Source organism: Streptomyces sp. BBFR25, from assembly GCF_044590125.1.
Lineage (GTDB): Bacteria > Actinomycetota > Actinomycetes > Streptomycetales > Streptomycetaceae > Streptomyces > Streptomyces canus_D.
Window position 1 is genome coordinate 2506212 of sequence record NZ_CP172447.1, and the last position, 23341, is coordinate 2529552.

20 protein-coding genes are annotated in these 23341 nt (G+C 73.0%); 12 read left to right on the forward strand and 8 right to left on the reverse strand.

Annotated elements, in window-relative coordinates:
- Window positions 1–53: 53 nt before the first annotated feature.
- The 4 genes from ACGH52_RS11365 to ACGH52_RS11380 all read right to left on the reverse strand — a co-directional run bounded on the left by ACGH52_RS11365 (window position 54) and on the right by ACGH52_RS11380 (window position 3282).
- Complete coding sequence (locus ACGH52_RS11365; protein ID WP_059303093.1) at window positions 54–737, reverse strand: response regulator transcription factor; 684 nt, start codon at window positions 735–737, stop codon at window positions 54–56.
- Entirely contained in the window at window positions 734–1975 is a 1242-nt protein-coding gene (locus ACGH52_RS11370) for a sensor histidine kinase (protein WP_059303094.1), read from the reverse strand. The genes ACGH52_RS11365 and ACGH52_RS11370 overlap by 4 nt, the downstream gene beginning before the upstream one ends.
- Before the next feature lie 203 nt (window positions 1976–2178).
- Complete coding sequence (locus ACGH52_RS11375; RefSeq protein ID WP_076973980.1) at window positions 2179–2463, reverse strand: hypothetical protein; 285 nt, start codon at window positions 2461–2463, stop codon at window positions 2179–2181.
- Window positions 2464–2484: 21 nt separating this feature from the next.
- The gene (locus tag ACGH52_RS11380) at window positions 2485–3282 is read right to left on the reverse strand and encodes a PspA/IM30 family protein (RefSeq protein ID WP_274543304.1); all 798 of its coding nucleotides are present in this window, start codon (window positions 3280–3282) and stop codon (window positions 2485–2487) included.
- Window positions 3283–3553: 271 nt separating this feature from the next.
- Here ACGH52_RS11380 and ACGH52_RS11385 point away from each other — a divergent pair, with 271 nt between their 5' ends.
- The 3 genes from ACGH52_RS11385 to ACGH52_RS11395 all read left to right on the forward strand — a co-directional run bounded on the left by ACGH52_RS11385 (window position 3554) and on the right by ACGH52_RS11395 (window position 6143).
- A complete protein-coding gene (locus ACGH52_RS11385; protein ID WP_076974041.1) occupies window positions 3554–4192 on the forward strand; it encodes a DUF3043 domain-containing protein in 639 nt (212 codons plus the stop codon).
- Window positions 4193–4272: 80 nt separating this feature from the next.
- A complete protein-coding gene (locus ACGH52_RS11390; RefSeq protein WP_121702192.1) occupies window positions 4273–4977 on the forward strand; it encodes a bifunctional 2-polyprenyl-6-hydroxyphenol methylase/3-demethylubiquinol 3-O-methyltransferase UbiG in 705 nt (234 codons plus the stop codon).
- Between the two features lie 77 nt (window positions 4978–5054).
- Window positions 5055–6143 carry a S1C family serine protease gene (locus tag ACGH52_RS11395; protein WP_121702185.1) on the forward strand — a complete coding sequence of 363 codons (1089 nt, stop codon included), beginning with the start codon at window positions 5055–5057 and terminating at the stop codon, window positions 6141–6143.
- 40 nt (window positions 6144–6183) lie between these two features.
- On the opposite strand, the gene ACGH52_RS11400 is transcribed toward ACGH52_RS11395, so the two are convergent.
- A complete protein-coding gene (locus ACGH52_RS11400; RefSeq protein ID WP_059303107.1) occupies window positions 6184–6423 on the reverse strand; it encodes a hypothetical protein in 240 nt (79 codons plus the stop codon).
- A 195-nt stretch (window positions 6424–6618) separates the two neighbouring features.
- Here ACGH52_RS11400 and ACGH52_RS11405 point away from each other — a divergent pair, with 195 nt between their 5' ends.
- Window positions 6619–7818 carry a bifunctional adenosylcobinamide kinase/adenosylcobinamide-phosphate guanylyltransferase gene (locus tag ACGH52_RS11405; RefSeq protein ID WP_399938834.1) on the forward strand — a complete coding sequence of 400 codons (1200 nt, stop codon included), beginning with the start codon at window positions 6619–6621 and terminating at the stop codon, window positions 7816–7818.
- On the opposite strand, the gene ACGH52_RS11410 is transcribed toward ACGH52_RS11405, so the two are convergent.
- A complete protein-coding gene (locus ACGH52_RS11410; protein ID WP_193777626.1) occupies window positions 7807–8529 on the reverse strand; it encodes a class I SAM-dependent methyltransferase in 723 nt (240 codons plus the stop codon). The genes ACGH52_RS11405 and ACGH52_RS11410 overlap by 12 nt on opposite strands.
- Window positions 8530–8676: 147 nt before the next feature.
- On the opposite strand from ACGH52_RS11410, the gene cobT reads away from it, so the two are divergent.
- A complete protein-coding gene (gene cobT / locus ACGH52_RS11415; RefSeq protein WP_210977178.1) occupies window positions 8677–9735 on the forward strand; it encodes a nicotinate-nucleotide--dimethylbenzimidazole phosphoribosyltransferase in 1059 nt (352 codons plus the stop codon).
- Between the two features lie 384 nt (window positions 9736–10119).
- Here cobT and ACGH52_RS11420 read toward each other — a convergent pair whose 3' ends face one another.
- Window positions 10120–10860 carry a hypothetical protein gene (locus ACGH52_RS11420; protein WP_399938836.1) on the reverse strand — a complete coding sequence of 247 codons (741 nt, stop codon included), beginning with the start codon at window positions 10858–10860 and terminating at the stop codon, window positions 10120–10122.
- A 60-nt stretch (window positions 10861–10920) separates the two neighbouring features.
- On the opposite strand from ACGH52_RS11420, the gene ACGH52_RS11425 reads away from it, so the two are divergent.
- Entirely contained in the window at window positions 10921–11703 is a 783-nt protein-coding gene (locus tag ACGH52_RS11425) for an adenosylcobinamide-GDP ribazoletransferase (RefSeq protein ID WP_076973986.1), read from the forward strand.
- A 10-nt stretch (window positions 11704–11713) separates the two neighbouring features.
- On the opposite strand, the gene ACGH52_RS11430 is transcribed toward ACGH52_RS11425, so the two are convergent.
- On the reverse strand, window positions 11714–12502 hold the full coding sequence (locus tag ACGH52_RS11430; protein ID WP_399938839.1) for an endo alpha-1,4 polygalactosaminidase: 789 nt from the start codon (window positions 12500–12502) through the stop codon (window positions 11714–11716).
- 251 nt (window positions 12503–12753) lie between these two features.
- Here ACGH52_RS11430 and ACGH52_RS11435 point away from each other — a divergent pair, with 251 nt between their 5' ends.
- The 6 genes from ACGH52_RS11435 (at window position 12754) to ACGH52_RS11460 (ending at window position 22953) form a co-directional block, all read left to right on the forward strand.
- The gene (locus tag ACGH52_RS11435) at window positions 12754–14301 is read left to right on the forward strand and encodes a leucyl aminopeptidase (RefSeq protein WP_399938840.1); all 1548 of its coding nucleotides are present in this window, start codon (window positions 12754–12756) and stop codon (window positions 14299–14301) included.
- 413 nt (window positions 14302–14714) lie between these two features.
- Window positions 14715–16103: a dihydrolipoyl dehydrogenase gene (gene lpdA / locus ACGH52_RS11440; protein ID WP_059303106.1), complete on the forward strand. Its 1389-nt coding sequence runs from the start codon at window positions 14715–14717 to the stop codon at window positions 16101–16103.
- 63 nt (window positions 16104–16166) lie between these two features.
- Entirely contained in the window at window positions 16167–17960 is a 1794-nt protein-coding gene (gene sucB / locus ACGH52_RS11445) for a 2-oxoglutarate dehydrogenase, E2 component, dihydrolipoamide succinyltransferase (RefSeq protein WP_399938842.1), read from the forward strand.
- A gap of 210 nt (window positions 17961–18170) precedes the next feature.
- Window positions 18171–18794: a GntR family transcriptional regulator gene (locus ACGH52_RS11450; protein WP_076973989.1), complete on the forward strand. Its 624-nt coding sequence runs from the start codon at window positions 18171–18173 to the stop codon at window positions 18792–18794.
- Window positions 18795–19196: 402 nt separating this feature from the next.
- Window positions 19197–21902, forward strand: coding sequence for a pyruvate dehydrogenase (acetyl-transferring), homodimeric type (gene aceE, locus ACGH52_RS11455; RefSeq protein ID WP_076973990.1), 2706 nt, complete (start codon window positions 19197–19199; stop codon window positions 21900–21902).
- A 67-nt stretch (window positions 21903–21969) separates the two neighbouring features.
- The gene (locus tag ACGH52_RS11460; RefSeq protein WP_399938844.1) at window positions 21970–22953 is read left to right on the forward strand and encodes a helix-turn-helix transcriptional regulator; all 984 of its coding nucleotides are present in this window, start codon (window positions 21970–21972) and stop codon (window positions 22951–22953) included.
- Window positions 22954–23341 lie beyond the last annotated feature (388 nt).

Here is a 23341-nt window from a genome sequence, read left to right on the forward strand (position 1 = left end):
GGTCCATTTCCTTATCCCGCGCCTACTCCCTCCGCAGTACACGCGGGCAGGGGTCACTCCACCCTTGGACGTACCAGCCCGGATTCGTACGCGATGACGACCAGCTGGGCGCGGTCGCGGGCGCCCAGTTTCGCCATGGCCCGGTTCACGTGGGTCTTCACGGTGAGCGGGCTGACCTCCAGGCGCTCGGCGATCTCGTCGTTGGAGTGCCCGCCGGCGACCTGGACCAGCACCTCGCGCTCCCGCACGGTCAGCGACTCGAGACGCTCGGCTCGGGCCGGGTCGCGCTCCTCGTCGGCCGTGTCCTGCTGGGCCAGGAAGCGGGCGATCAGCCCTTTGGTGGCGGTCGGCGACAGCAGCGCCTCGCCACCGGCGGCGACCCGGATCGCGCTGAGCAGTTCCTCGGGCTCGGACCCCTTGCCGAGGAAGCCGGAGGCACCGGCGCGCAGCGACTGCACCACGTAGTCGTCGACCTCGAAGGTGGTCAGTATGACCACGCGGACATGGGCGAGGGACGGGTCGGCGCTGATCATGCGGGTGGCGGCGAGCCCGTCCGTGCCGGGCATCCGGATGTCCATGAGCACCACGTCGGCCCGCTGCTCGGCGGCCAGCCGGGCCGCCTCCGCGCCGTCGGACGCCTCCCCCACCACCTCCATGTCGGGCTCGGAGTCGACCAGCACCCGGAAGGCGCTGCGCAGCAGCGCCTGGTCGTCGGCGAGCAGCACACGGATCGTCATACGGGGTCCTTCGTGGCGTCGGTGGCGGCGTCGGGGCGGTTCTTGACCGGAAGGATCGCATGCACGCGGAAACCGCCTCCGTAGCGGGGACCGGTGGTGAGGGTGCCGCGCACGGCGGTGACGCGCTCGCGCATGCCGAGCAGCCCGTGTCCGCCGCCCTCGGCCGGGGCGTCCGGGGCCTCGCCCTCGCCGGTCCCGTCGTCGAGCACGGTCACCTCGATGTTCGGCCCCACCCGCACGACGCTGACCTCGGCCTTCGTCTGCCGTCCCGCGTGCTTCTGCACGTTGGTCAGCGCCTCCTGGATGATGCGGTACGCGGCGAGGTCGACGGCGGCGGGCAGCTCGGTGCCCTGGTCGGTGCGGGCCACCTCGACCCGCAGCCCGGCGTGGTGGAAGGTGCCCACGAGTTCGTCGAGGCGGGCGAGGCCCGGGGCGGGCTCGGTCGGCGCCTCCGGGTCGCCGGACTGGCGGAGCAGCCCGACGGTGGCCCGCAGCTCGTCCAGCGCGCTGCGGCTGGCGTCCCGTACGTGGGCGAGGGCCTGCTTCGCCTGGTCGGGCCGCTTGTCCATGACGTGCGAGGCGACCCCGGCCTGCACGTTGACCAGGGCGATGTGGTGGGCGACGACGTCGTGCAGGTCGCGGGCGATGCGCAGCCGTTCCTCGGCGACGCGGCGGCGCGCCTCCTCCTCCCGGGTGCGCTCGGCCTTCTCCGCCCGGTCCCGGATGGCCTGCACGAAGGCCCGGCGGCTGCGGACGGCGTCCCCGGCGGTGGCGCCGATGCCGGTCCAGGCGAAGACGGCGAGGTTCTCCTGCGCGTACCAGGGCAGGGGGCCGGCCAGCATGGCGGCGCCGGTGAGCACCGTCATGGTGAGCAGGCCGACCCGCCAGGTGGTGGGCCGGTCGGTGGAGGCGGCGACGGTGAAGAGGGCGATGACGGCGGACATGACGACCGGGGCGCGCGGTTCGCCGGTGACGCTCTCGACGACGGAGACACCACCGGTGACGAAGAGGACCGCCATCGGCGCCCGCCGGCGGAAGGCGAGCGCGGCGGCGCCGGCGGTCATGAGGGCGAGGCTGAGGGCGTCGGGGGTGCGCAGGCCCCAGCTGACGCCCTCCGGGCCGTGCGGGTCCACGAAGGAGCCGGCGACCATGCACAGCAGGACGGCCGCGGCGAGGGCGGCGTCCAGGGCGGAGGGGTGGGCGCCGATGGTGCAGCGGGCGCGGGCGAGGGTGCTCACGGTTTTTTACGGTAGCTGGAGTGGGGGTGTCTTATGAGGGGCCCCGCGTGCAGTGGGCGTTGGCTGGGGGCTGCGCCCCCAGGCCCCCGCTTCGGCCCTGAACGGGCCTCGTCCTCAAGCGCCGGACAGGCTGGAGAGGCCGACCGGCGTCGACAGGGCACCGGACGGGCTGGAGATACCGACCGGCGTCGGCAAGGTGCCCCTCAGGCGCTGCCCGGGATGAGGCCGTCGTCGCTCAGGAGTTCCTGGACCTCCTCCAGGGTGGCGTCCGGGGACGGGAGGATGAGGTCGGACGGCTCCAGGCTGTCGTCCGGGAGGGGCTCGCCCAGTTCGCGGACCTTGGCCAGGAGGGCCTTAAGGGTCGCGCGGAAGCCGGGTCCGTCGCCGTTCTCCATCTCGGCCAGGAGCTCGTCGTCCAGCTTGTTCAGCTCACCGAGCCGGCCGTCGGCCAGCGTCAGCTGTCCCTCCCCCATGATCCGTACGATCATGTCGGCCCTCCTAGCCGTGGGCTACTGCTTGTCGAAGCGCGGGGTGTCCTGCGGCTGCTGCTGGGACTGCGACGGGGCCTGCCCCTGTCCCTGGCCGCCCTCGATGGCCTGGCGGTCGGAGGTGGAGCCCCCGGCCAGCTCGGCCTTCATGCGCTGCAGTTCCAGCTCTACATCCGTACCACCGGAGAGCCGGTCCAGCTCGGCCTGGATGTCGTCCTTGTGCATGCCGGACTGGTCGTCGAGGGCGCCGGAGGCGAGCAGCTCGTCGATGGCGCCGGCCCGCGCCTGGAGCTGGGCGGTCTTGTCCTCGGCCCGCTGGATGGCCAGGCCGACGTCGCCCATCTCCTCGGAGATGCCGGAGAACGCCTCGCCGATGCGGGTCTGCGCCTGGGCCGCCGTGTAGGTGGCCTTGATGGTCTCCTTCTTGGTGCGGAAGGCGTCCACCTTGGCCTGGAGGCGCTGGGCCGCCAGAGTGAGCTTCTCCTCCTCGCCCTGGAGCGTGGCGTGCTGCGTCTCCAGGTCGGTGACCTGCTGCTGGAGCGCGGCGCGCCGGGACAGGGCCTCGCGGGCGAGGTCCTCGCGGCCCAGCGCCAGCGCCTTGCGGCCCTGGTCCTCCAGCTTGCCCGACTGGGACTGGAGCTGGTTGAGCTGGAGCTCCAGCCGCTTGCGGCTGGTCGCCACGTCGGCGACGCCGCGGCGCACCTTCTGCAGCAGCTCCAGCTGTTTCTGATACGAGTAATCGAGGGTCTCGCGCGGGTCCTCGGCCCGGTCAAGGGCCTTGTTGGCCTTCGCGCGGAAGATCATCCCCATACGCTTCATGACACCGCTCATGGGCTTCGCGCGCCCCCTTCTGACCGACTCCAGCTCCAGCACCTGCGACAGAACCCACAGTACGGGCCCTGCATCCATTACCGCACTGTTCGGGGACGGATGCGCTCATCCCCAAGGACGACTGCGTACGCTCCCCGTCCGGCGCAGGGAGTAGGTGCTCCCTGGGGTTGTCCGGAAAGTCCGGGTGTCCGGGGCTGTACGCAACATCCCCTCTGTCCCCTTACAGACGACCGGCGTTGCCGGATCGTTCCCCACCGGACTGGGGTCCACACCCCGGCACCCCGTACCCTTGGGTTTTGTGTTCCGTAGCCGTGCCAAGGAAGAGAAGGCCCAGAGCGCCGTCAGCGCGCCGGTGACCGACTCCAATCAGCCCCGTGACCCGCAGGCCCCGAAGGGCAGGCCGACGCCCAAGCGCAGTGCGGCCCAGTCCCAGCGCCGCAGCGTCGCCAACACGCCGATGACGCGCAAGGACGCCGCCAAGCGCCAGCGCGAGGAGCGGCGGACCGCGATGGCGCGGCAGCGCGAGGCGCTCGCGAAGGGCGACGAGCGGTACCTGCCGGCCCGCGACAAGGGCCCGGTCCGCAAGTTCGCGCGCGACTTCGTCGACTCGCGGTTCAACATCGCGGAGTACTTCCTGCCGATGGCCGTGATCATCCTCGTGCTGAGCATGATCCGGGTGGCCTCGCTGCAGAACGTCGCGCTGCTGCTGTGGCTGGTCGTGATCGTGCTGATCGTGCTGGACTCGATCGTCACCGGCTTCCGGCTGAAGAAGCGGCTCGCCGAGCGCTTCCCGGACGAGCGCCGCCGCGGCGCGGTGGCCTACGCGCTGATGCGCTCGCTCCAGATGCGCCGGCTGCGGCTGCCCAAGCCGCAGGTCAAGCGTGGGGAGCGGCCCTGAGCACGACGCCTTTCACCGAGGGCGCGGCCGAGGCCCGGGCAGCGGGACTGTCCGGGCTTCGCAGCGTCGTGCGGCAGGAATTGGTCGCCCGGCAGCTGGACGAGCAGATAGCCGGGCGCTTCGCCGTCGGCAGGCGGCTGCGCGTGCTCGACGTCGGGATGGGCCGGGGCACCCAGGCACTGCGGCTGGCCCGGGCCGGACACCAGGTGACCGGCGTGGAGCGGGACGCGACGATGATCGCGACGGCGCGCGAGGCACTGGCCGGGCAGCCGGAGGGCATCCGGGAGCGGATGCGGATCGTCGAGGGCGACGGCCGGGACACCGGCGTGCACTTCCTGCCGGGCAGCTTCGACGTGGTGCTGTGCCACGGCGTGCTCATGTACGTCGAGGAGCCCGACCCGCTGCTCGCGGGGCTGGCGCGGATGCTCGCCCCCGGCGGCCTGCTGTCGCTCGTGGTGCGCAACGGCGACGCGCTCGCGCTGCGCCCCGGCCTGCGGGGTGACTGGGCGGGCGCGCTGGCCGCCTTCGACACCACGAACTACTCCAACCGCCTGGGCCTCGACGTCCGCGCGGACCGCCTGTCGACGCTGACGGCGAAGCTCGCGGGCATCGGCGCCCCGCTGCACACCTGGTACGGCGTACGGGTCTTCACGGACGCGGTGCCCGACGGGGCCACGCCCCCGGACGACCTCAACGCCCTGCTGACCGCCGAGGAGCGGGCCGGCCGCACCGACCCGTACCGTGCGGTCGCGGCACTGCTGCACCTGTGCGGGGTGCGGGGCTAGGCAACGCCACCCGGGCTCGGCGCCCGTTCGGGTGTTCACCGGGGGCCGGGCGCCGGGGGCGCGGTGAGACTCGGGCCATGGACACTTCCCGCGCCCGTCTGCGCCGTCTGCCCGCCTCGGTGGCCGTGCCGGTCTGCTCCCTGCTGCTCGCGACCGGTTGTTCCGACGCCGGTTCGGGCACCGATCGCGGGTCCGGGAGCGCACAGGAGGGCGACACGGCGCAGGCCGCGGCGCCACGCGCGGCCAGTGAGCTGCAGGCCGACTACGAGCGGGTGATCAAGGACGTACTGCCGTCGGTCGTGCAGATCCAGACGGGCGACTCGCTGGGCTCGGGGGTCGTGTACGACGGCAAGGGGCACGTCGTCACCAACGCCCACGTCGTCGGCGACACCAGGTCCTTCCGGGTGACGACGGCCCGCGCCGAGGGCACCCTGACCGCGAAGCTGGTCTCCTCCTACCCGGAGCAGGACCTGGCGGTCATCAAGCTCGACAAGGTGCCCGAGGGCATGAAGGCGGCCCGCCTCGGGGACTCCGCGAAGGTCGCGGTCGGGCAGATCGTACTGGCGATGGGCTCGCCGCTCGGCCTGTCCTCCAGCGTGACGCAGGGCATCGTGTCGGCGACCGGGCGGACCGTGACGGAGGGCAGCAGCGGGGGCGGCACGGGCGCGACCATCGCCAACATGGTGCAGACGTCGGCGGCCATCAACCCCGGCAACAGCGGGGGCGCCCTGGTGAACCTGGACGGTCAAGTGATCGGCATCCCGACACTGGCGGCCACCGATCCGGGCCTCGGCGACAGCGCGGCGCCCGGCATCGGCTTCGCGATCCCGGCGTCGATGGTGAAGACGGTGGCCGGGCAGATCGTCAAGGACGGCAAGGTCACCGACTCGGGCCGGGCCGCGCTGGGCATCACCGCCCGCACGGTCGTCGACGACAGCTACCGGCCCGCCGGGGTGGCCGTCGTCGAGGTGAGCGACGGCGGGGCCGCCGACGACGCCGGGCTGCGCCCCGGGGACGTCGTCGTCAGGCTCGGGGACACGGACATCAGCACCATCACCTCGCTGTCCGAGGCCCTGGCGTCGATGCGGCCGGGCGACCGCACCAAGGTGACGTACACCCGCGACGGCGACGAACGCACCGCCGAGGTGACGCTGGGCGAGCAGTGACGGGGGCGAAGCCGCCCCCGCCCCGCCCGGCCCACGGCCCTCAGGCCTCGGTCCCGGCCTCCTCGGCCTGAGCCTCCTCGGCGTGCAGGCTCATCGGGCCGTAGATCTCGGCGGAGTCCTCGAAGAGCCGCACCTGGTCGGTGCCGCCCTCCTGGAGGTCCTTCCAGTGCTCCCCGATCCAGGACTCGGCGTCCCCTTGCGTGGTGAACTCCTCGGGCTGCACCGCGGGCTGGACCTCCGTCCCGCCGGCCGTCTCGAACCGCCACGTCCATGCCGCCATGTACGCCTCCAAGATGTGAGCACATGCAGAGCGGAAGCCGGATCTTGGTCCGGCCCCCGCCCGCAGCCTATGCGCTGAGCCGGGCACTCCGTAGAAGGCCGGGAGACAGGATCCGGTGACGGGAACGGCCCTGCCGCACGCCCCTTGGGGGGACTCGGACGCGCACGTCGCCGGGTGACCGGTGAAAATCGGTGCGTGGACGTGACTCTGCTCGGCACCGGTGCCCCCGCGGGACTGCCCCGCCCCGACTGTCCCTGCGCGGCCTGTGCCGCCGCGCAGGGCGAGCACGCGCGCGCGGCGACCGCGCTGCTGGTGGACGGGGCGCTGCTGCTCGACCTGACCCCCGGCGCGGTGTTCGCCGCCGCGCGGGCCGGGCGCTCCCTGGCCGGCGTACGGCAGGTGCTGCTCTCCCACCCGCACGACGGCCCCGCCGTGGAGGTCCCGGCCGGGCTGCCGCAACCGGGCCGGGTACCGGACGGCCGGGAGCTGGCGCTGCTGACCGGGCACCGGGTGCGCGCGGTGGCACTGGACGCGCCCGGCACCGGGTACGCGGTGACGGGCCCGGACGGCGGGCGGCTCCTGTACGTACCGCCGGGCGGCGCCCCGGCGGGCCTGGAGGAGCCAGCGGAGCCGTACGACCTGATCCTCGCGGACGTCGTGGGACGGCCGGACGCGCTGGCGAGGCTGCGCGCGGTCGGCGCGGCGGGCCCGACCACGGACGTCGTCGCCGTCCACCTGGACCACGACGTGCCGCCCGGCCGGGAGCTGGCGCGACGCCTCGCCGCGGCCGGCGCGCGGGCGGTACCGGACGGCACCACGCTGGCGGTGGGCTCGTACGAGGACGTGCCCGACGTACCGCGGCGCACCCTCGTGCTGGGCGGCGCCCGGTCGGGCAAGTCGGTGGAGGCGGAACGCCGGCTGGAGTCCTTCCCCGACGTGCTCTACGTCGCCACCGGCGGCTCCCGGGGCGGCGACACCGAATGGGCGGCCAGGGTCAGCGCGCACCGGGAGCGCCGCCCCGGCTCCTGGCGCACCACCGAGACCTGCGACCTGATCCCGCTCCTGAAGGACGAGGGCCCGCCCCTCCTCGTCGACTGCCTGTCCCTGTGGCTGACGGACGCGATGGACGCGGTCGGCGCGTGGGACGACGCGGAGTGGGCGGACGGCGGCGAACGGGCGCTCAGGGACCGGGTGCGGGAGCTGACCGAGGCGGTCCGCGCCACCCGGCGCACGCTGGTGGCGGTGTCGAACGAGGTCGGCTCGGGCATCGTCCCGGCCACCGCGTCCGGCCGCCGCTACCGCGACGAACTCGGCCGCCTGAACGCGGCGTTCGCCGCCGAGTGCGAGCAGGTCCTCCTCGTGGTGGCGGGCCAGGCCCTGGTGCTACGCGGCTGAGGCGCCCTTGCGCGCGATGACACGGCGGCCCCGGTCGCCGGTGAGGAGCGTGCAGCCCTGGGCCACGAGTTCGGCGCTCAGTCCGACGGGGTGACCGGGCAGCACACGACGCGGATCGGCCACGTCGACGAGCAGGTGCCCGCCGGGCCGCAGCGCCCCCAGCGCGGCCCGCAGTTCCGCCCGCGGGTCCGGCACCCGCTCCAGGTACTGGAAGAGGCTGACGACGTCGTAGCGCTCCCGCACCCGGGCCACGACATGATGATCCGTCAGACGGCCCACGAACGCCTCCTCCACCCGCTCGACGACGCGGGCCCGCAGCACACGAGGGGTGGGGTCCAGACCGTCGAACGAGGTGTACGGGAAGTACGCACGGGCGGCCCGCGGAAAGTCGGCGTCCCCGGTGCCGACGTCCAACCAGCTCTCCGGCTCGGGACAACGGCGGACCATCGCCCGGGCGGCCAGCACGTGCCCGATCCGGACCCCGGCCCGGACGAGGGGGTGCTCGGGCGACCCGGGCGTGAGCGGCGGGTTGCGGAAGACATGCCGGCAGTCGGAGCACCGCTCGACGGGAGACCGGTGGGGCGCCCCCTGCCGAGGCCCGTCCCCGCGCCGCCGGGTACGCAGCCGCCGCGAGCCGCACCAGGGGCAGTCCTCGCGGTACGGCCCGTACGAGGGGACGGGAGGCACCAAGGAGGCGGAGGTTCCGGACACGGGCGACTCCCGACACAAGAGGACAGATACGACATTCCACTCAAGACGTTACGTAGGTGAACCTGCTCCGGCGTGCAACGACGCTGCCCGGGCGTGCTGCCCACGGGCCCTCCTGCGGCTTCGACCGGGGCCGGTACTGTTCGGCGAATGAGCTCGCTGAATCTCGACGACTTCACCGACCTGATCGAGCGCCCCGACGGCGGGGTACGCCGCGACGCGGAGGCGCGCCGGGAGCGTCAGGCCGTTCCGCCCGGATCGCTGGGCCGCCTCGACGACTTGGGCGAGTGGCTGTCGGCGGCCCAGTCCGCCGTACCGGTGCGCCCCGTCGTACGCCCCCGGGTGGTGCTGTTCGCCGGTGACCACAAAGTCGCCGAGCTGGGCGTGTCGGCGCGGCCCGCGGGCGGTGCCGGTGAGCTGGTCCGCGAGGTGCTGGAGGGCGGCCGGCCGGTGTCGGTGCTCGCCAGGCGCCTGGACGTACCCGTGCGCGTCGTCGACATGGCCCTGGACTGCGACCCGGAGACGCTGCCGGCCGAGGTGGCGGGACACCGGGTGCGGCGCGGCGGCGGCCGCATCGACATCGAGGACGCGCTGACCCTCCAGGAGGCGGAGGCCGCCTTCCGCGCGGGGATGGCGGTGGCCGACGAGGAGGCCGACTCGGGCACGGATCTGGTGGTGCTCGGCGATGTGAGCGTGGGCGGTACGACCGCGGCGGGTGTGCTGGTCGCGGCGCTGTGCGGGACGGACGCGTCGGTCGTCACCGGCCGGGGCGGGCTGCCGATCGACGACCTGGCCTGGATGCGCAAGTGCGCGGCGATCCGTGACGCGCTGCGGCGCGCGCGTCCCGTCCTCGGCGACCAGTTGCACCTCCTCGCCACGGTCGGCGGCGCGGACCTCACCGCCATGACCGGCTTCCTGCTGCAGAGCGCGGTGCGGAAGATGCCGGTGATCCTGGACGGCGTCGTGACGGCGGCGTGCGCGCTGGTCGGGCAGCGGGTCGCCTTCCGGGCGCCGGACTGGTGGCTGGCGGCGCACGACAGCGGGGAGCCGGGCCAGGCCAAGGCGCTGGACCGGATGGCCATGGAGCCGCTGCTGTCCCAGGGCGTGAAGGTGGGCGAGGGCGCGGGTGGATTGCTGGCGCTGCCCCTGGTCCAGGCGGCGGCGTCACTGGCGGCGGAGCTGCCGGAGGTCTCCGACGGGGGTGAGTGAACGCGGTTCCGTGGGCCGGGGTTTCGTGGTCCCCGGCGTGGGGGTGGGCGCAGGGTGGCCCGCGCGGCCCGGCGCTACCGGAGTGCCCGGCGTGGGTGTGGGCGCAGGGGGGTGGGTCGCGCGGCCCGGCGCTGCCGGGGTGCCGCTGCGCCCACCCGTGCCGCCCCAGCGGCACGACTGCCCGCAGCTAGGTACGGCGAGCAGGGGTCGTGTCGGGGGGTGTCCGCCCGCAGCGGTTGGCGCGTCCGCGCCGGGGAGTTCTGTGGCCAACCGATTCCGCGCCGTTCCGAGGACGGACACCCCCCGGCGCGGCCCCGACCCACCCACCGGACGCACCGCGCCACGCGCACCCCCACCCACCCCGCACCGGCGCCGCAGGCACCCTCACCGCGGATCCGGACGCCCCCCGATCCAGTCCTGGACGACCCGCCGCGGCCCGGACCAGCGGCGGTCGTGGTGGTAGGCCCGCAGCCGGGCCCGCGCCCGGGCGCGCGGGCGGCGGGCGTAGAAGCGGCGGGCCCACGGCGAGCCCGGCCGGGCCAGGCGGACCGCACCGATCAGGCCGACCACCGGCACGATGACCCCGAAGATCGCCAGCCGCGCCTTGCCCTTGGCCAGGGCGAGAAGCGAGAAGACGAAGTTCCCCGCGACGGTCGCGATGACATTCGCGCGGTCCTGCAACTCGTCCTCGGACATCCCGTCGACGCCGAACGGCGTGAACCCCGCGAGCACCAGCCCGACCAGGGCCGCGGTGAGCACCACGACCTCCACGCTCTTGCGCCCCGCCTCGGTCCAGTACACGTCGTCGAGGTGCAGGATCAGCGCGAACTCGTCCAGCACGAGCCCCGCCCCGACCCCGAAGACCACCGCCGCGAGCGCCGACCCGAACCCGTGCCGGCCCCCCGCGACCGCGCCGAACCCCCCGACGACGGTGAGCACGATCCCCGGGACCACGTGATGGATGTGCACCCCGCCCGCCTTGACGTTCCCGAAGGGCCCCTTGCCCGCCCGGATCAGACGCGTGATCACCCGGGTGATCACGAACGTCAGCACGAACGCCGTCAGCGCGATGAGCAGCGGCAGCTTGCCCGGCTCCACGATGTTGCGCTGCCACCAATCTCCCATATGCGCACTTTATCCCCGAGACCCGTCAACGCCCCTCCGACCGCCGGGTAGTCTGCGCCGGTGCTCAGGACCCCCTCCCCCGACGGCCTCCGTTTCGCCTTCGGCACCCTCACCGTGCTCCCGGTCAAGGTCACCCGCTGGGACCGGACCGCCGCGCGCGGCGGCATGCTGTGCGCGCCGCTGGCCGGACTGGCCGTCGGTGTCGCCGCCGCGGGCGCCGGGCTCCTGCTGCTGCTCCTGGGCGCGGGGAACCTGCTCGCGGCGGTCGCGACGGCCGCCGTCCCCGCCGTGCTCACGCGCGGACTGCACCTGGACGGACTCGCCGACACCGCCGACGGACTGGGCAGCGGCAAGCCCGCCGAGGACGCCCTGCGGATCATGAAGCAGTCGGACATCGGACCGTTCGGTGTGCTCACCCTGCTGTTCACCCTGCTCGCCCAGGTGGCCGCCCTGGCCCAGGCCTACGACGACTCGTGGACTCGGGGAGCACTCGCCGCCGTGGTCTCGGCGACGGCCGCCCGACTGGCCCTCACGACGGCGGCCCGGTCCGGGGTGCCCGCCGCCCGTCCGGAGGGCCTGGGCGCGGCGGTAGCCGGGGTGGTCCCGGTCGGCGGAGCGCTGGCCGCGACGGCGGCCGTCACTCTGGCCGCCGCGGCGGCGGGCGCGTACCTGGGCCCGTACGACGCACTGCGCACGGCACTCGCCGTGGTGTGCGCCGCCGCCGCGGCCGAACTCCTGCTGCGCCACTGCGTCCGCCGCTTCGGCGGCGTCACCGGCGACGTCTTCGGCGGCGTGGCGGAGACGGCGGCCACGACCGCGCTGATCGTCCTGCTCCTGGGCTGAGCCTCAGGACTCAGCAAGCCTCCCGCCACGCATCCAGCTCGTACTTCTTCAGCATCGAACTGAGCCCCAGCTCACGCGAGTCGGCGCAGAAGCGTGACGTCGGCAGCTCGTACTCGACGTGGAAGACCGCCTTGTCCGCGTCGATGAACGGCTGGTTGTCGGCGCACTCGCCGTACTGGGCGCACTGTTCGTTGACGGCGAAGTCGAAGTCGTCCACCAGTTCCGGGATCTGGTCCAGGTCGTTCTTCAGGCCGACGGCCATCCCGCGGTCGTGGGCGAGCTTCGCGATCAGCCGGTTGTAGCGGAGCTGGTCGTCGCCGGTGAGCGGGAACCCGGTCTCGTTCTTGTAGCCGTCCATGTTGTCGGGCTCGACCGCGTCGAAGCCCTTCTCGCGGCACATGTCGAGGCGTTCGGCCATCAGCGGCTCCAGGACGTCCGTCGCGCGGATGTCCAGCCACCGCTCCCCGTCCCAACCGTTGCCCTTGCCCAGCACCTCCGCCGGGAACTTGTCGGCGTCCGGCCGGAAGTCCTCCCAGGCGCCGGTGGAGACGTAGCAGATGACCTTGCGCCCGTCCTCGTGCAGCCCGGCGACGGTGGCCTTGCCGTGGTCGAAGCCGTCGATGTCGTAGACCGGTACGTCGACGGACGTGTCGAGCTTGCCGCTGAGCTGCCACTGCCAGTCGGTGCCGGGCGTCGGCCGCCAGTGGTCGGCGGCCTCGCCGTCGTCGCCGCCGGAGGCCGACGTGCAGCCCGCGAGCAGCAGCAGGAGGAGGGCTGTCGACAGGACCGGGCGTCTCACGGGAAGTGCTCCAGGGCGCGGAAGGGGTGTGCGGCGTACTCCCGGAATGATCTCCCATCCGCACAACCGCCGGGAAACCGCGGCCCCGCGGGCGGGAGCGCGGCGGGGCGCGAGCGTAGGCTCGTGCCGAGTGTTCGCCTGCCCAGGCGAGGACCGCATCGCAGGAGGGATCTAGGGTCGGATGTCGGGCCCGGTCGACCCACCCGCATTCGGCCACACAAGACTTCATACGGAAGCGAGAATTCACCACCGTGACTGCTCTCACTCTCTCCACCGCCGCGGCGCCCGGCCTCCGGGCCGACGCGATCGTGATCGGCGTCGCCAAGGGCGCGGACGGCCCGTCCGTCGCCCCGGGCGCCGAGGCCGTGGACAAGGCGTACGACGGCCGGCTCGCCGGCGTCCTGGAGACCCTCGGCGCCTCGGGCGCCGAGGGCGAGGTGACGAAGCTGCCCGCTCCGGCCGGTTTCAAGGCGCCCGTCGTGGTGGCGGTGGGCCTCGGCGCCGAGCCCGAGAAGGACCCCGGCTTCGACGCCGAGGCCCTGCGCCGGGCCGCCGGTGCGGCCGCCCGTGCCCTGGCCGGCGCCAAGAAGGCCGCCTTCGCCCTGCCGCTCGCCGAGGCCGCCGACGCCGGTGTCGTCGCCGAGGGCGTGCTGCTCGGCGCGTACTCCTTCGACGCGTACAAGGAGTCCGCCAAGGACGGCAAGGACACCAAGGGCGCCCGGTCGAAGGGCAACGGCAAGGCCCCCCTGGCGGAGGCCGCGCTGCTCGGCGGCAAGCCCCGCGACAAGGCCTTCAAGGCGGCGGTCGAGCGTGCCGCGGCCGTCGCCGAGGAGCTGAACCGCGCCCGCGACCTGGTCAACACCCCGCCGAACGACCTGAACCCGGAGGCGTTCGCGGCGGTGGCGCAGGCGGCCGCCAAGGAGCACGGCATCAAGGTGCAGGTGCTCGACGAGAAGGCGCTCGTCAAGGGCGGCTACGGCGGCATCCTCGGCGTCGGCGCCGGCTCGGCCTCCGGTCCGCGCCTGGTGAAGCTGTCGTACACGTCGTCCAAGGCGAAGAAGTCCCTCGCCTTCGTCGGCAAGGGCATCACCTACGACTCGGGCGGCATCTCGCTGAAGCCGGCCGGGCACAACGAGACGATGAAGTGCGACATGGCCGGTGCCGCCGCCGTGTTCGCCGCGGTGGTCGCCGCCGCGCGGCTCGGCCTGGAGGTCAACGTGACCGGCTGGCTGGCACTGGCCGAGAACATGCCGTCCGGTTCCGCCACCCGCCCGGGTGACGTGCTGCGGATGTACAGCGGCAAGACGGTGGAGGTGCTCAACACCGACGCCGAGGGCCGGCTCGTGCTCGCCGACGCGCTGTGGGCGGCCTCGCAGGAGAAGCCGGACGCGATCATCGACGTGGCGACCCTGACGGGCGCGATGATGCTGGCGCTGGGCAGCCGGACGTACGGGATCATGGCGAACGACGACGCGTTCCGCTCCGCGGTGCACGAGGCGGCGGAGGAGTCCGGCGAGCCGGCGTGGCCGATGCCGCTGCCGGAGCACCTGCGCAAGGGCATGGACTCGCCGACCGCGGACATCGCGAACATGGGTGAGCGGATGGGCGGCGGTCTGGTGGCCGGTCTGTTCCTGCGGGAGTTCGTGGGCGAGGGCATCACCTGGGCGCACCTGGACATCGCGGGTCCGGCCTTCAACGAGGGCGGGCCGTTCGGGTACACGCCGAAGGGCGGTACGGGGACGGCGGTGCGGACGCTGGTGCGGGTTGCCGAGCTGACGGCTGCGGGTGAGCTGGGCTAGCGGCGCCTGAGAGCTCGGGGGTGCGGGTGATCGTGCGGCCGCGGGCCCGTCGTGGCTCGTCGCGCAGTTCCCCGCGCCCCTGGGTTGGCTGTTCGTGCGTCGGCCGAGAAGAACCGCAGGCCGTCGCGCCCACGCGGCGGAGCCGCGGAACAGACACAGCCCCGCGCCCCTGGGGTTGGCTGTCCCTGCGTCGGCCGAGAAGAACCGTGGGTCTCGGGCGGAGGGGAAACCCGCTCACGTGAACGTGGGGTGTCTCACACCCCGGCCCCACGTCTCGTTCGCCTCTCACAAGTGCGAAGATGGAGCCCGGCAGGACAGGGCCCACCCAAGGGCCGAGAACAATGAGCGGCCGGACACCAGCCGCCGACCGGTCACTGGAGACCGGCGTGGCGCACATGCATGGAGGACGTGACGTGGCGAACGACGCCAGCACCGTTTTCGACCTAGTGATCCTCGGCGGTGGCAGCGGTGGTTACGCCGCGGCCCTGCGCGGGGCACAGCTGGGCCTGGACGTCGCCCTGATCGAGAAGAACAAGCTTGGCGGCACCTGCCTGCACAACGGCTGTATTCCCACCAAGGCCCTGCTCCACGCGGGCGAGGTCGCCGACCAGTCCCGCGAGAGCGAGCAGTTCGGCGTCAAGACGTCCTTCGAGGGCGTCGACATGGCCGGCGTGCACAAGTACAAGGACGAGGTGATCGCCGGCCTGTACAAGGGCCTGCAGGGTCTGGTCGCCTCCCGCAAGATCACCTACATCGAGGGTGAGGGCCGGCTCTCGTCCCCCACGTCCGTCGACGTGGGCGGCCAGCGTGTCCAGGGCCGCCACGTCCTGCTGGCGACCGGCTCCGTGCCGAAGACCCTGCCGGGCCTGGAGATCGACGGCAACCGGATCATCTCCTCGGACCACGCCCTCACGCTCGACCGCGTGCCGAAGTCCGCGATCGTGCTGGGCGGCGGCGTCATCGGCGTCGAGTTCGCCTCCGCGTGGAAGTCCTTCGGTTCCGAGGTCACGGTCATCGAGGGCCTCAAGCACCTGGTCCCGGTCGAGGACGAGAACAGCTCCAAGCTCCTGGAGCGCGCCTTCCGCAAGCGGGGCATCAAGTTCAACCTGGGCACCTTCTTCCAGAAGGCCGAGTACACCCAGGACGGCGTCAAGGTCACCCTCGCCGACGGCAAGGAGTTCGAGGCCGAGGTCCTGCTCGTCGCCATCGGCCGCGGCCCGGTCTCCCAGGGCCTGGGCTACGAGGAGAACGGCGTCGCGATGGACCGCGGCTTCGTCCTCGTCGACGAGTACATGCGGACCAACGTCCCGACCATCTCCGCCGTCGGTGACCTCGTTCCCACCCTCCAGCTCGCGCACGTCGGCTTCGCCGAGGGCATCCTGGTGGCGGAGCGGCTCGCCGGCCTGAAGACCGTGCCGGTCGACTACGACGGCGTGCCGCGGGTGACGTACTGCCACCCGGAGGTCGCCTCCGTGGGTCTCACCGAGGCCAAGGCGAAGGAGGTCTACGGCGCGGACAAGGTCGTCTCCATCAAGTTCCCCCTGGGCGGCAACGGCAAGAGCCGCATCCTGAAGACCGCGGGCGAGATCAAGCTGGTCCAGGTCAAGGACGGCGCCGTGGTCGGCGTCCACATGGTCGGCGACCGTATGGGCGAGCAGGTCGGCGAGGCGCAGCTGATCTACAACTGGGAGGCGCTGCCGGCCGAGGTGGCCCAGCTCATCCACGCCCACCCGACGCAGAACGAGGCGCTCGGCGAGGCTCACCTGGCGCTGGCCGGCAAGCCGCTCCACATGCACGACTGACCGCTTCGGTCTTCGGGCGCGACGACACAGACTTCCGCACTTTCGTAAGGAGCAACCGAAACCATGGCGGTTTCCGTAACCCTTCCGGCGCTCGGCGAGAGCGTCACCGAGGGCACCGTCACCCGCTGGCTGAAGGCCGAGGGTGAGCGCGTCGAGGCCGACGAGCCGTTGCTCGAGGTCTCGACCGACAAGGTCGACACCGAGATCCCGGCCCCCGCCTCGGGCGTGCTGTCCTCCATCAAGGTCGCCGAGGACGAGACCGTCGAGGTCGGCGCCGAGCTGGCGCTGATCGACGACGGCAGCGGCGCCCCGGCCGCCGAGCAGGCCCCGCAGGCCGAGCAGGCTGCCGAGCCCGCTCCCGAGCCCGCCGCTGCCGCGCCCTCCACCGAGCAGGCCGCCCCGGCGCCCGCTCCGAGCGCCGAGCAGTCCACCGGCGGCGGCTCCGCCGAGGGCACGGACGTGGTCCTGCCCGCGCTCGGCGAGTCCGTCACCGAGGGCACCGTCACCCGCTGGCTGAAGTCGGTCGGTGACAGCGTCGAGGAGGACGAGCCGCTGCTCGAGGTCTCGACCGACAAGGTCGACACCGAGATTCCCGCGCCCGCCTCCGGCACCCTGCTGGAGATCGTGGTCGGCGAGGACGAGACCGCCGAGGTCGGCGCCAAGCTCGCCGTCATCGGCGCGGCCGGTGCCGCCCCGGCGGCTGCCCCGGCCCAGGAGGCCCCGGCCGCCCCCGCCCAGCCCGAGCCCACCCCGGCTCCCGCGCAGGCCGCTCCGGCTCCGGCCGCCCCGGCCCCTGCCCCTGCCCCTGCCCCTGCCCCTGCCCCTGCCCCGCAGGCTCCGGCGGCTCCCGCCCCGCAGCCCGCCGCCCCGGCGCCCGCGCCGGCCCAGGCCGCCGCTCCGGCTGCCCCGGCCGCCGCCCAGCCGGTGGACGACGGCGCCTACGTCACCCCGCTGGTGCGCAAGCTCGCCACCGAGAACGGCGTCGACCTGTCGACCGTCAAGGGCACCGGCGTCGGCGGCCGTATCCGCAAGCAGGACGTCATCGCCGCCGCCGAGGCCGCGAAGGCCGCCGCTCCGGCTCCGGCCGCCGCTGCCGCCGCGCCCGCGAAGAAGGCCCCCACCCTGGAGGCCTCCCCGCTGCGCGGTCAGACCGTCAAGATGCCGCGCATCCGCAAGGTCATCGGCGACAACATGGTCAAGGCGCTGCACGAGCAGGCCCAGCTGTCGTCGGTCGTCGAGGTCGACGTCACCCGGCTGATGAAGCTGCGCGCCCGTGCCAAGGACGCGTTCGCGGCGCGTGAGGGCGTCAAGCTCTCGCCGATGCCGTTCTTCGTCAAGGCCGCGGCCCAGGCGCTGAAGGCGCACGCGCCGATCAACGCCAAGATCAACGAGGCCGAGGGGACCATCACCTACTTCGACACCGAGAACATCGGTATCGCGGTGGACTCCGAGAAGGGCCTGATGACCCCGGTCATCAAGAACGCCGGTGACCTGAACCTGGCCGGCATCGCCAAGGCGACCGCCGACCTGGCGGGCAAGGTCCGGGCCAGCAAGATCAGCCCGGACGAGCTGGCCGGTGCGACCTTCACCATCTCCAACACCGGTTCGCGCGGCGCGCTGTTCGACACGATCATCGTGCCGCCGGGCCAGGTCGCCATCCTCGGCATCGGTGCCACGGTCAAGCGTCCGGCCGTCATCGAGACGGAGGACGGTCCGGTCATCGGCGTCCGCGACATGACGTACCTGACCCTGTCCTACGACCACCGTCTGGTGGACGGCGCCGACGCCGCCCGCTACCTGACGGCGGTCAAGGCGATCCTGGAGGCGGGCGAGTTCGAGGTCGAGCTCGGCCTGTAGTCACCCCCGCCAGTGGGCCTCAGTGATGCCCCCGCCCGGAACCTTCCGGGCGGGGGCATCACCGTGTTCCGGCCGGGGCACGCTGTGTAAGTCTCGTCTCACCTGCGTCAAAGCGCCCCCGTGCGCCCTTCCCGCCCACCGTGACGGCCGTATTGTTTCTCCACGTCAGTCGCCCCAGGGTCCGAAGGGGACCCTCCCGAAGGAGCTCTCATGACCGCGCCCGTCGTCCACTCGCTGCGCGAACAGATCCGCGAGCACATCCTGGAAGGGATCATCAGCGGACGCTGGCAGCCGGGCGAGCGGATCGTGGAGCGCCGGATCGCGACCGAGCTGGAGGTCAGCCAGACGCCGGTGCGAGAGGCGCTGCGGGAGCTGGAGTCGCTGCGGCTGATCGAGTCGGCGCCGAACAAGGGCGTGCGGGTGCGCAACCTGACCGCCGCCGACCTGGAGGAGAGCTACCCCGTCCGGGCCGGTCTGGAGGCGATCGCGGCCGAGCTGGCGGCGGACCGGCTCGCCCTGGACTGCTCGGCCCTGGAGCCGCACGTCGCCGCGCTGTACGAGGCCGACCGGGTCTCCGACGGCACGGGCCAGGTGCGGCACACGGTGGGCTTCCACCGGGAGCTGGTGCGGGCGGCGGGCAACTCGGTGCTGCTGCACACCTGGGAGGGGCTCGGCATCGAGGTGTTCACGGCGCTGTCGATACGGTGGCTGGGGACGGTGCAGCAGTCGTACGCGGAGGAGCACGAGGAGTTGGTCGCGGCCTTCCGCCGCCGCGACCCCCGCATCGCGGAGATCGTCAAGTCCCACGTCCTGGGCTGCGCACCCCGGGCGTAGTTCCTCGCCCCCGCCGCCCCTACCCTTCCCGTCCCTGGGGGCTCCGCCCCCAGACCCCCGTTCTGCGCAGTTCCCCGCGCCCCTGCAAGGGGCGCGGGGAACTGCGCGAGTAACCACGACGCACCCGCACCCGCGACACAACCGAACCACCCGAGCCGCACCGCGCTCACCTGCAGAAACCCCCCACTCCAAGGTCACCCCGTGCCACCGCCGGAGGCACCCCGTGCCGACTTTCTCGTGATCAAGAGTTTTTGCCCCTCAACCCTTTGATCGATCATCGATCAGGGAGTTACAGTCACGTTCGGACTCCCACCGGAGCCCAGCCCTGTCCTGCCAAAGACCTAGGGCACCCCCGAACCCTTGCCGATGAGGGAACCCCCTTCGACTGAGGAAGGCGGCGACATGACGACCGACCCCAAAGCAATCCAGCCGAGCGAGCTCGACCAGCTCCCGGACCGCGACCCCGAGGAGACCGCCGAGTGGCAGGCCTCCCTGGACGCCGTCACCCAGGCGGCCGGGCCGCACCGTGCCGCGTACCTGATGCGCCGCACGCTGGAGCGCGCCGAGGGCGCGGGCCTGGCGCTGCCGAAGCTGCTGGAGACCGACTACGTCAACTCCATCCCGACCGCCGACGAGCCCACCGTGGACGGCGACGAGGCGATGGAGCAGCGGATCACCGCCTGGAACCGCTGGAACGCGGCGGCGATGGTGACCCGCGGCAGCAAGCACGGCGTCGGCGGCCACATCGCCACCTTCGCCTCCGCGGCCTGGCTCTACGAGACCGGCTTCAACCACTTCTTCAAGGGCAAGGAGGGTGACGGCTCCGGCGACCAGCTCTACGTCCAGGGCCACGCCTCCCCGGGCATCTACGCCCGCGCCTTCCTCGACGGCCGCCTGAACGAGGAGCAGCTCGACAACTTCCGCCGCGAGGCCGGGGGCAACGGCCTGCCGTCGTACCCGCACCCGCGCCGCCTGCCCTGGCTGTGGGAGTTCCCCACCGTCTCCATGGGCCTCGGCCCGATCTCGGCGATCTACCAGGCGCGGTTCAACCGCTACCTGACCAGTCGCGGCATCAAGGACCTGACGAACTCCCACGTGTGGGCGTTCCTCGGTGACGGCGAGATGGACGAGCCGGAGTCCACCACCGCGCTCACCCTCGCCTCCCGCGAGGGCCTGGACAACCTGACCTTCGTCATCAACTGCAACCTGCAGCGCCTCGACGGTCCGGTCCGCGCCAACTTCAAGATCGTGCAGGAGCTGGAGGCCCAGTTCCGCGGCGCCGGCTGGAACGTGATCAAGTCGCTGTGGGGCACGGCCTGGGACGAGCTGTTCCAGCTCGACACCACCGGCGCCCTCGTACGCCGCCTGCGCGAGGTACCGGACGCGCAGGTGCAGACGTACCAGACGCGCGACGCCGCCTACATCCGCGAGGACTTCTTCGGCAAGGACCCGGCGCTCGTCGAGATGGCGAAGCTGCTGTCCGACGACAAGATCCTCGAGTGCTTCCACTACTCGCGCGGCGGCCACGAGTCCCGCAAGGTCTACGCCGCCTACCGCGCCGCGCTCGCGCACAAGGGCGCGCCGACCGTGATCCTGGCCCAGACGGTCAAGGGCCACACCCTCGGCCGCGGCTTCGCGTCCAAGAACGCCAACCACCAGATGAAGAAGCTCTCGGTGGACGAGTTCAAGGACATGCGCGACCTGCTCGGCCTGCCGATCGCGGACAGCGCCTTCGTCGACGGCGTGGTCCCCTACGGCCACCCGGGCGCCGACTCCCCCGAGGTGCGCTACCTCCAGGAGCGCCGCGCCGCCCTCGGCGGTCCGGCCCCGGCCCGCCGCGTCCACCCGATCGCGCCGCTGCCCGCGCCCGCCGACAAGGCGTTCGCGTCCTTCGACAAGGGCTCCGGCTCGCAGAGCGTGGCGACGACCATGGCCTTCGTCCGCCTGGTCAAGGACCTGGTCCGGGACAAGGAGACCGGCAAGCGCTGGGTGCCGATCGTCCCCGACGAGGCGCGCACCTTCGGGATGGAGAGCCTCTTCCCGTCCCTGGGCATCTACTCCCCCAAGGGCCAGACGTACGAGCCGGTCGACCGCGACCAGCTGATGTACTACAAGGAAGCCAAGAACGGCCAGATCCTCAACGAGGGCATCACCGAGGCCGGCTCGATGGCCGACTTCATCGCCGCGTCCACCGCGTACGCGACGCACGGCGAGGCGATGATCCCGTTCTACATCTTCTACTCGATGTTCGGCTGGCAGCGCACGGCCGACCAGATGTGGCAGCTCGGCGACCAGCTCGGCCGCGGCTTCCTGGTCGGCGCCACCGCGGGCCGCACCACCCTCACCGGTGAGGGCCTCCAGCACGCGGACGGCCACTCCCCGGCCATCGCGGCGACCAACCCGGCCGCGCTCTCCTACGACCCGGCGTTCGCGTACGAGATCGCCGCGATCGTCAAGGACGGCCTGCGCCGCATGTACGGCGAGGCGGCCCCGGGCGAGGACCCGAACGTCTTCTACTACCTGACGGTCTACAACGAGCCGATGCCGCAGCCGGCCAAGCCGTCCGCGCCCGGCGTCGACGAGGGCATCGTCAAGGGCCTGTACCGCTTCAACACGGCGGAGACGGCGGGCCTGACCCCGGCCGCGAACGCCCCGCGCATCCAGCTCCTCGGCTCCGGCACGGCGATCCACTGGACGCTCAAGGCGCAGCGGCTGCTCGCCGAGGAGTGGGGCGTGGCCGCCGACGTGTGGTCCGCGACCTCCTGGACGGAGCTGCGCCGGGACGCCATGGACGCCGACGCGGCGCTGCTGCGCGGCGAGGAGCGGGTGCCGTACGTCCGCCGGGCGCTCCAGGGCGCCGAGGGCCCGGTCCTCGCGGTCTCCGACTACATGCGCCAGGTCCCGGACCAGATCGCGCAGTGGGTCGAGCAGGACTACTCGTCGCTCGGTGCCGACGGCTTCGGCCTGTCGGACACCCGCGACGCCGCCCGCCGCCACTTCGGCGTGGACGCCGAGTCCATCGTGGTCGCGGCCCTGGCCCAGCTCGCCAAGCGCGGCGAGGTCAAGGCGACGGCCGTGAAGGAGGCGCGCGAGCGCTACGGCCTGTAGACGCGGCAGCAACGGGAGGCCCTCGCTCCGGCGGGGGCCTCCCGGCGTTCTCCTGCATCATGTGGGGATGCGTGCTGCCCGCCTCATCAAGATGGTGCTGCTCCTCCAGTCCCGCCCGACCATGACCGCCGCCGAGCTGGCCCGGGAGCTGGAGGTGTCGGAGCGGACCGTGACGCGGGACGCGCAGGCGCTGTCGGAGGCGGGCGTGCCGGTGTACGCGGAGCGGGGGCGGGCCGGCGGCTACCGCCTGATCGGCGGCTACCGCACCCGCCTGACCGGACTGGCCCGGGGCGAGGCGGAGGCCCTGTTCCTGTCCGGCGTCCCCGGGGCACTGCGCGAGATGGGCCTGGAGGACGCGGCCTCGGCGGCTCGCCTGAAGGTGTCGGCCGCACTGCTCCCCTCCCTGCGGGACGCCTCCCGTACGGCGGCCCAGCGCTTCCATCTGGACGCGCCGAACTGGTTCCGTGAGCCGGAGACCCCCGAGCTGCTGCCCGCGGTGGCGGACGCGGTCTGGGACGACCGGCGCGTGGCCGCGCGTTACCGGCGCGGGGCGGACGAGGTGGTCCGTGACCTGGAGCCGTACGGCCTCGTGCTGAAGGCCGGGATCTGGTATCTGTGCGCGCGGGTCGCGGGGGCGGCGGACGACGGCCCCTTCCGCGTGTACCGCATCGATCGGTTCACGGCGGTGGACGCGGGCGAGGAACGTTTCACCCGGGACGACGGCTTCGACCTGCCCGCGTTCTGGGCGGAGCGGGCCGAGCAGTTCGCGCGGTCGATCCTGCGGGCCGAGGTCGTGGTGCGGCTGTCGGAGCGAGGAGTGCGCGCACTGCCGTACGCCGTCGACGCGCTGTCGGCCCGGGAGGCGCTGGAGACCGCGGACGCGGCGGACGCGGAGGGCTGGGTGACGGTGACGCTGCCGGTGGAGTCGGAGGACGTCGCGCACACGCAGCTGAGGGGGCTCGGGCCGGAGGTGGAGGTACTGGCGCCGGCGCCCCTGCGGGAACGCTTCGCTCGGGATGCGCGGCGGTTGGCGGGGCTGTACGGGGGCTGAGCCTCCGGGTGCCCGGGGTGTGTGGGGGTGGGGAGCGCGGCCGGGCGTAGCGGGGTGCCGCTGTGCCCACCCGTGCCGCCTGGGGGTACCTCCCAGGCTGTTCAGGCACTGGGGGAGGCACGACTGCCCGCAGCGAGGGCGACTGGCGACTGCCCGCAGCGGGGACGAGGCGGCGGGAGAGCCGCGTACGGCGAGCAGGGGTCGTGTCGGGGGGTGTCCGCCCGCAGCGGTTGGCGCGTCAACGGAGTCCACTTCTGTGGCCAACCGATTCCGCGCCGTTCCGAGGACGGACACCCCCCGGCGCGGCCCCGACCCACAGACAACGCACCGCGCAACGCGCACCCTCACCCACCCCGCACAGGCGCCGCAGGCACGGCACCCGCACATA

Excerpts from the sequence above, each read along its gene's own strand:
- ACGH52_RS11375 (WP_076973980.1), bottom strand. The coding sequence starts at position 2,463 with ATGATCGTACGGATCATGGGGGAGGGACAGCTGACGCTGGCCGACGGC.
- ACGH52_RS11395 (WP_121702185.1), top strand. The coding sequence starts at position 5,055 with ATGGACACTTCCCGCGCCCGTCTGCGCCGTCTGCCCGCCTCGGTGGCC.
- aceE (WP_076973990.1), top strand. The coding sequence starts at position 19,197 with ATGACGACCGACCCCAAAGCAATCCAGCCGAGCGAGCTCGACCAGCTC.
- ACGH52_RS11365 (WP_059303093.1), bottom strand. The coding sequence starts at position 737 with ATGACGATCCGTGTGCTGCTCGCCGACGACCAGGCGCTGCTGCGCAGC.
- ACGH52_RS11400 (WP_059303107.1), bottom strand. The coding sequence starts at position 6,423 with ATGGCGGCATGGACGTGGCGGTTCGAGACGGCCGGCGGGACGGAGGTC.
- ACGH52_RS11420 (WP_399938836.1), bottom strand. The coding sequence starts at position 10,860 with ATGGGAGATTGGTGGCAGCGCAACATCGTGGAGCCGGGCAAGCTGCCG.
- cobT (WP_210977178.1), top strand. The coding sequence starts at position 8,677 with ATGAGCTCGCTGAATCTCGACGACTTCACCGACCTGATCGAGCGCCCC.
- ACGH52_RS11460 (WP_399938844.1), top strand. The coding sequence starts at position 21,970 with ATGCGTGCTGCCCGCCTCATCAAGATGGTGCTGCTCCTCCAGTCCCGC.
- sucB (WP_399938842.1), top strand. The coding sequence starts at position 16,167 with ATGGCGGTTTCCGTAACCCTTCCGGCGCTCGGCGAGAGCGTCACCGAG.
- ACGH52_RS11380 (WP_274543304.1), bottom strand. The coding sequence starts at position 3,282 with ATGAAGCGTATGGGGATGATCTTCCGCGCGAAGGCCAACAAGGCCCTT.
- ACGH52_RS11450 (WP_076973989.1), top strand. The coding sequence starts at position 18,171 with ATGACCGCGCCCGTCGTCCACTCGCTGCGCGAACAGATCCGCGAGCAC.